This is a genomic window from Shewanella sp. 11B5 (assembly GCF_002836795.1).
Classification (GTDB): domain Bacteria; phylum Pseudomonadota; class Gammaproteobacteria; order Enterobacterales; family Shewanellaceae; genus Shewanella; species Shewanella frigidimarina.
In genome coordinates this window covers 1-5804 of the sequence record NZ_PJAP01000508.1, presented here as the reverse complement: position 1 = coordinate 5804, position 5804 = coordinate 1, and the positions used below count along the sequence as shown (strand labels likewise).

The 5804-nt window shown below is 42.2% G+C and carries 7 protein-coding genes; 4 read left to right on the top strand and 3 right to left on the bottom strand.

The window, feature by feature from the left end:
- Positions 1-170: 170 nt before the first annotated feature.
- Entirely contained in the window at positions 171-476 is a 306-nt protein-coding gene (locus tag CXF78_RS11970; RefSeq protein WP_102036917.1) for a hypothetical protein, read from the top strand.
- A gap of 675 nt (positions 477-1151) precedes the next feature.
- On the opposite strand, the gene CXF78_RS11965 is transcribed toward CXF78_RS11970, so the two are convergent.
- The 3 genes from CXF78_RS11965 to CXF78_RS11955 all read right to left on the bottom strand — a co-directional run bounded on the left by CXF78_RS11965 (position 1152) and on the right by CXF78_RS11955 (position 3292).
- Positions 1152-1733 (bottom strand): YSC84-related protein, encoded by a 582-nt coding sequence (locus CXF78_RS11965; protein ID WP_011635891.1) that lies wholly within the window; start codon positions 1731-1733, stop codon positions 1152-1154.
- 163 nt (positions 1734-1896) lie between these two features.
- Complete coding sequence (locus CXF78_RS11960) at positions 1897-2835, bottom strand: hypothetical protein (RefSeq protein ID WP_102036916.1); 939 nt, start codon at positions 2833-2835, stop codon at positions 1897-1899.
- 64 nt (positions 2836-2899) lie between these two features.
- A complete protein-coding gene (locus CXF78_RS11955) occupies positions 2900-3292 on the bottom strand; it encodes a nitrous oxide-stimulated promoter family protein (protein WP_011635893.1) in 393 nt (130 codons plus the stop codon).
- 360 nt (positions 3293-3652) lie between these two features.
- Between CXF78_RS11955 and CXF78_RS11950 the strand changes: the two genes are divergently transcribed.
- The 3 genes from CXF78_RS11950 to CXF78_RS11940 all read left to right on the top strand — a co-directional run.
- Entirely contained in the window at positions 3653-4600 is a 948-nt protein-coding gene (locus CXF78_RS11950; RefSeq protein ID WP_102036915.1) for a hypothetical protein, read from the top strand.
- Between the two features lie 107 nt (positions 4601-4707).
- A complete protein-coding gene (locus CXF78_RS11945; protein ID WP_235585929.1) occupies positions 4708-5040 on the top strand; it encodes a hypothetical protein in 333 nt (110 codons plus the stop codon).
- The coding region (locus CXF78_RS11940; protein ID WP_180957129.1) for a protein adenylyltransferase SelO family protein at positions 5030-5804 on the top strand (775 nt) is incomplete at its 3' end. The genes CXF78_RS11945 and CXF78_RS11940, both read left to right, overlap by 11 nt.

The window sequence follows — 5804 nt, the reverse complement described above, 5'->3', positions numbered from 1 at the left end:
CTCAAGTTCAGAGTTGAATCGGTCCATTTCCAAGTCAAGAAAACTAACTCGTTTTTGCCCCAAAACCATTTAGAATTGAAGTACCTCGACAAAATTTCATATCTAATATTGACCAACTTTATCTAATGAATAATTATGTGTAAGGAAGGTATACCCGAGGATAAAATAGAATGACACGTGCACGTTCTGAACGACATACATTTTCCTTTGAGGGTGGTGATAAACTCACCACTATCGGTGCCACTTTCTTCGTTTCGTATCTTTACCATCGACATGTTGATTCAACTCACAGGAACTGGGCTTCGATAAAAACCCAGCAATCACGCATTAGCACTATTAACAAATCAGAAAAATATCATCGTGTTTGGTTAACGCATATCGATAGCATGAGCGAAACAAATTTGAATAGAAACACTCTTAGTTTGAATGGTGCAACTATCAAAAAAATGGCATTTGCATTACAACAGTTGCTATGAAATCCCACACCGTCAGTGTTCTTTCCTAGCCCGTTTTACATTAGCTATCTGTGTAAGTTTCGTATCGGCTGACACGAATCTGTCCATAAATGAGTCAGAAGTTATGATTGAAAATGGATAAATTCAACTTTGAACTTGAGGACGTTGAAGAAAATGACGTGAGCTAGCCATGGATGGCGAGCTAGCTTTGGAGGGGAAGGGACGCCCCATCTGAAGCGTTAGCATTTTTGAATAAGGCCGAGGTAGGATTCAAATGAGGTTTCAAGCTGGATAAATTTCCGTGGCAATTTTTTCGCTGCTGTTGTTTGGTTAAATAGTGAAAATGTTGCCGGAACGGCAGGGGTGATCCAAGAGGGGATTGCTGTTGATCCCCTTTTGGCCCGTGCAGGGTGGAACCTTGCGATGTTAGTCTGGTGTGGGCGAAGGCCACGACGTTAGTGGCCGCGGGCCATCAATACCAAACATAAAAGAATAAACCTAGATCCCGGCTACAAGCATTACCGGGATGACGAGAAGGTTATCCACAAATATATCAGCAAGGTTAATTTGACCACTGTGCATATGCTAATGCCATTGTTTGGACTCTGCGATAATAAACCAATTATTCCAAATAATTCAGGCTGCCAATGGCAGCCTGAATGTTATGTACTTAACGAGTGTTAAGACTCGCAGTGGTTACTTGCCATCAAAGGTAAACGACTGACCAGCAAGAGCGGCTTCAAACATTAACCCACCCTTTGCGGCGGTAAATATCGCCATACCATTAATATAGGCTGCTGCAGCGGCATGATTACTGCCTGCTTGTCCTGCGCCTGCTGAATTACCTGTGGTACCTACTTGCGCATTGGCACCAACGTTAATTGCCACTGCTGACGCTTGCGCGCTAAATTCAAAGCTACCGCTGGTGAACTCATTATAAGCTTTGGCATCTTTAAAGAAGATAATTTCACTATAGGCTTGTCCACCTAACTGAAAACCAATGGATAGCTGGGTTAATGTGGAATCCCCCATATAAGCATCGCTTTGGTATACACGACCATTACCATATGCGGCACCAATCCCGATGCCGCCTTTGGCTACGGTAGGGAAGACGGCATAACCGTAAGCCGTATCAAATAAATGTCGGCTTTCATTGGCCTTTTTAAAATTAGTGATGGCATCGTTATAAGCATCTTCGTCTGCAAAACTAGGAGCTGAAAACGCGAAGCTTAATAACACGAGTAAACTGGAAACAACTAAGCTAATTGAACGTTTCATAAATAACCTCGGTGACTAAATTGTCATGGTAAAACTCACCTTAGAGTAGCATAACCCTTAATTGGCGCGAGTTAATAAACATTTATACTTGGCGAGCATTGGTAAACAGTGATCATTTTTTTAGGGTGATGAGCACGGGAAAATTAGTCTGTTTTCTGCCTAGCTAATCCTTTTTTTTATCCCTATCTATAACTGAGTTATCGTTTGGGTCGCTCTCATCTTCATCGCCCATTAGATGGTGCAAATAAGTTATTTCTTCCTCATCGAGTAGCGGATCAGTGTGCGGCTCTTTGGTTGGTGGCGTAGCTTGACTGGTGGCATTGAGCGATCCGCGCAAATAGGCCGAACGGGTGACTTGTTGGATGCCATATAATGCAAACACATATACGGTCAGTAATAGGCTTAAACGCGTTACCGCTTGGGTTAATAATAAAACTGAGTCGCCTAAGTAAAACGGTAAGTAGACCAACACGATACGCAATACCCAATTAATGAGAATGCCGATGGTTAATACACTTAGCCAGCGAAATCGAATCACTTGTAAGTTAGGCTGCCTACTGGCCAAATATTGTGGGCGATAACGGGATAATAAACGATAAATAGCCCAGAAATACCCAAAGGTTTGTAGCATTAATAGGATGGGTAAAACCATGGCTAATAGATTAATACTGCTTATTTCCCCCAGAGTTCCAATGCTGTTATTTGAGTTTTTGGGATCGATACCAATATGAAATAATATGGTTGAACTGGTGACTAATGCAATGATGATGGCAAAGCCAAAATGTTTGATTAACAGTGGTTGATAATCTTGTGCTGTTAGGCTGCTTTTACAATATAAATACAGCATTGGCATTAGCAGAAAATAGATTGGAATAAACAGCGTAAGGGTTAAATGTATCGGGATAGGGGTGGTTTCTGGGGTCAACAAACCCGTTAAAAAATAACAGCCGATAAGTAAAAAGATCCCAGCCAGCAGGCTATGGCTGCGGGTGGCACTTTGGTAAATATAATGAACATACAAGCCGACTCCAAGACAATGAATGCCTCCGAGCAAGGAGAGCCACCAGTATGTTTGAATGAATAAATCGTTAAATTGGTTCATTTTCACTCTCTTTGACGATAGTGAATACTAACCTACTTTGTGTAAACCGAGTAGTTCTCGGTTATTAACTTTGCTTTAATTTACGTAAATGTCTGTTAGAGACTCTTTCTGGTGGTAGACCTGGTGCCGGTTTGCGTTCTGCCAATAAATGCTTAATGGCAAAAATTGGATGAGGCAATAACATTCTAGGTCCTGCATACATCATGATTTCTCGTGCTCTTTGTTTCATATGAGGTTTGTAGCAATGTACAGGGCATTTATTACACGTCGGTTTATCTTGGCCGTAGGGGCAACGATCGAGTCGAGTATTGGCATAGCTTAAAAATTCGCTACATTGCAGGCATACACCTTGGGAGGGTTTAAGAGGATGGTGCGCTTTACAGTAGATTTCGACCATTGCTTGCATGGTTCGAAATTCGTAGAGGAGCTTGCCACTTAATAGTTCTGTATCAGCCATAGCGTTATCTCTTATTAAATACCTTAGTAAAACAGTCGGATATTTAATAGTGTAAGCTTGCCAGTAGTAGCAGACAAACTCCGTTTATTTAACTTTGATCTTAGGCTCAAAATGTCCTTTTTTTGAGGTTGGGATCGCAAAAATGATTAAAACTGATGTGAAATGGTGACTGGTCTACGACTTGTTACAGATTAAAATAGATAAATACTTGATTTTATAGTGTACATTGAAATAATAATGGCTAGTGCTTAAAAAAACAGCGCGGTATCATTAAAACCATTACATTGCCTCACAATGAATGCAGTTGTGAGTGAGATAAAATAATGTGCTCTGGCACATAATCAGCAAGGTGGAAGCCTAATGAAGGTAATTTTAACTGTCATATTGATTGCAATTGCTCTGTATTTATATAGACGTACTCAAGCTGTGGCAAAACAAGAACGTGATAAAACCGATCGTAATGCCACATCGCATTCATCTAGTGAGGTTGCTCAACCTTCAACGGCAGCAGACGATACGACTATGGCAGAATCTGAGCATGTCGGTATGGATAAGTCGGCAGCAGATGAGGTATTAACTGAGGCTACCCTGAAGACCGATGAACTTGTTTCTGTTGATGTAGATCTTGTTGATCCTGTTAACGAGTCCAGCGAAAAATCGAAAACGCCAGCGGAGCAGGTTAGTGAGCCTGCTGATGTTGTCGAAATTGCTCCTGAAGCGATTCTTGAATCCGAAAGTAAAGTAACTGACGTGGTTTCTGAGCCTGAAGTTGTCCCCAAGGATGTTGCCGCGGTGGCTGACGTGAGCAAAGCGAGCGTTAGCAAGGCAGATGTCGAGCCTGAAGTGTCTACTACAACAGCCGTTGATGCGCCAAGTGATCAAGGCTTGTCCTTGAACCTAAACCGTGTTGAAGGCGATTGGGCCAGCGAAAGTTTTCTGCAACAGATTGATGCAGCCAACAACGCTAACGATCTTCAAAGCCAGCATAATGGCTTAGCCAGTGTGATTAATCATTGCTATAAAATGCGTAAACAGGCCGATTATTGCCAATATGGTGCGGCGTTACAGTTGACCTATTTAGATTTATATCGCTCATTACATCAACAATATGTTTCTCAAAAAAGCACTGATGAAATCAAATCGCCAGCGTTTATGCAGTTATCGACATTGTTAAATGATGTAGGTCAGTTTGATGAAGCTATTAAGGTGTGCGAGCAAGCGCTTGAATATCAGCTAACCGACGGTACTGTCACTGGCTTTGAAGGACGCATAAAGCGAATCGAAAAGGCCAAAGCCAAAGCGAACTAACAGGCTAATCAATACTGTTGGATGGATATCAGGTATGATATTCAAAAGGAAAGCGGACCTTGGTTCGCTTTTTTGTTGCTTCAAATCCAATGCTTTCAAGGTTTAAAATGACATTAATGACTCGTACATTAACAAAAACATTGCTGCTTACTGCCACTGCGATTTTACTGGCCGGTTGTATTCGTACACCCGAATGGACCTTATTTTATGTTGCAGACAGAACGCCTATACCGACGACAATAGTACTGCAAGACCACATTTCTGGTTATTACGATTCATTGGAGCAATGCCAAGCTAAAGGCGCCGGAATGTTACGTTTACAAGCCTCGTCAGTGCCAGCAGAACAAGCATTTGTATGTGGAGAGTTGTGTCAGATAGATGAAAAGCAACAATTGCAGTGTAAAACTCAGGTTGTGGGTATAAAACATAATGCAGTTTAAACAAGATTTCTTTGAACAATTAGAAGGCTTTTATTCGCAAGTTTATCCTTTACCCATCAGTAATCCTCATTGGCTGGGTTGGAGTGATGACGCGGCTCAATTAATTGGATTAGAAAAGCCCAATGCTGAACTGTTGATGCAATTATCGGCCAACTATGCGGCTCCGGGTGCCAGTTATTACGCTCAAGTTTATAGTGGCCATCAATTTGGTGGTTATACACCAAGATTGGGCGATGGTCGCTCAATTATATTAGGTGAAGCTATTGGTCCAAATGGGGCTTGGGATGTCGCGCTAAAAGGCGGTGGCCCAACACCGTATTCTCGTCAAGGTGATGGTCGGGCGGTAATGCGCTCAGCTGTACGGGAGTTTTTAGTATCCGAAGCCCTTGCTGCGCTAAATGTACCTACCAGCCGTGCGTTAGCGGTTATTGGTTCCGATTTGCCCGTATGGCGCGAAAGCCAAGAAACTGCCGCTATAACGGTACGCTTGGCTAAAAGCCACATTCGGTTTGGCCATTTTGAATATTTTTTTCATAGCGAGCAAGGTGATGCAGCCAAACTGACTCAATTAGTTAATTTTACCATTCAACAGCATTTTCCACATTTATCAACCGATGCCGCAGGTTACAAACAATGGTTTTATGAGGTAGTGCAGTCTACCGCTAAAATGATTGCCCATTGGCAGTCTGTTGGTTTTGCTCACGGGGTGATGAATACCGACAATATGTCGATACTCGGTGATACTTTCGATTTTGGCCCATTTG

Coding starts and splice junctions, on each gene's coding strand:
- CXF78_RS11950 (WP_102036915.1), top strand. CDS start 3,653: ATGAAGGTAATTTTAACTGTCATATTGATTGCAATTGCTCTGTATTTA.
- CXF78_RS11970 (WP_102036917.1), top strand. CDS start 171: ATGACACGTGCACGTTCTGAACGACATACATTTTCCTTTGAGGGTGGT.
- CXF78_RS11960 (WP_102036916.1), bottom strand. CDS start 2,835: ATGAACCAATTTAACGATTTATTCATTCAAACATACTGGTGGCTCTCC.
- CXF78_RS11955 (WP_011635893.1), bottom strand. CDS start 3,292: ATGGCTGATACAGAACTATTAAGTGGCAAGCTCCTCTACGAATTTCGA.
- CXF78_RS11965 (WP_011635891.1), bottom strand. CDS start 1,733: ATGAAACGTTCAATTAGCTTAGTTGTTTCCAGTTTACTCGTGTTATTA.
- CXF78_RS11945 (WP_235585929.1), top strand. CDS start 4,708: ATGACATTAATGACTCGTACATTAACAAAAACATTGCTGCTTACTGCC.